The sequence below is a fragment of the Sphaerimonospora mesophila genome, assembly GCF_001417795.1.
Classification (GTDB): Bacteria; Actinomycetota; Actinomycetes; order Streptosporangiales; family Streptosporangiaceae; genus Sphaerimonospora; species Sphaerimonospora mesophila.
In genome coordinates this window covers 1-725 of sequence record NZ_BCBX01000021.1, presented here as the reverse complement: position 1 = coordinate 725, position 725 = coordinate 1, and the positions used below count along the sequence as shown (strand labels likewise).

Sequence of the window (725 nt, the reverse complement as noted above, 5' to 3'; positions counted from 1 at the left end):
ACACAAGGCGAACCCTGTGTACGCTCCCACGGCTTGTAGGCACACGGTTTCAGGTACTATTTCACAACCCCTCACCGGGGCGCTTTTCACCTTTCCCTCACGGTACTCGTCCACTATCGGTCATCAGGAAGTATTTAGGCTTACCAGGTGGTCCTGGCAGATTCACACAGGATTCCTCGAGCCCCGTGCTACTCGGGACAACCCCCAACAGTCGGCATGATTTCGCCTACCCGGCTCTCACGGTCTCCGGCCGCCCATCCCAGAACGTTCGACTACCACACCGATTTATCACTGCCTGAGGAGACGGCGGTCTCCCCCAGAGGCTCCCACAACCCCGCACACGCAACACCCGCCGGCTATCACACGCGCACGGTTTAGCCTCCTCCGCTTTCGCTCACCACTACTCACGGAATCACTATTGTTTTCTTCTCCTACGGGTACTGAGATGTTTCACTTCCCCGCGTCACCACCAACCGCCCTATACATTCAGACGGCGGCAACACCACATGACTGGTGCTAGGTTTCCCCATTCGGACATCCCCGGATCAACGTCTGGTTGGCGACTCCCCGAGGCTTAACGCAGCCTCCCACGTCCTTCATCGGCTCCTGATGCCAAGGCATCCACCGTGTGCCCTAAACAACTTGGCCACAAAAGATGCTCGCGTCCACTATGCAATTCACAAACAACAACCAGAAAAACCAGCCCACCCCACCACCAAACACCC

1 rRNA gene is annotated in these 725 nt (G+C 57.2%); it reads right to left on the bottom strand.

Annotated elements, in window-relative coordinates:
- A 23S ribosomal RNA gene (locus AP234_RS37725) occupies positions 1-648 on the bottom strand; the annotation flags it as partial.
- Between the last annotated feature and the right edge of the window lie 77 nt (positions 649-725).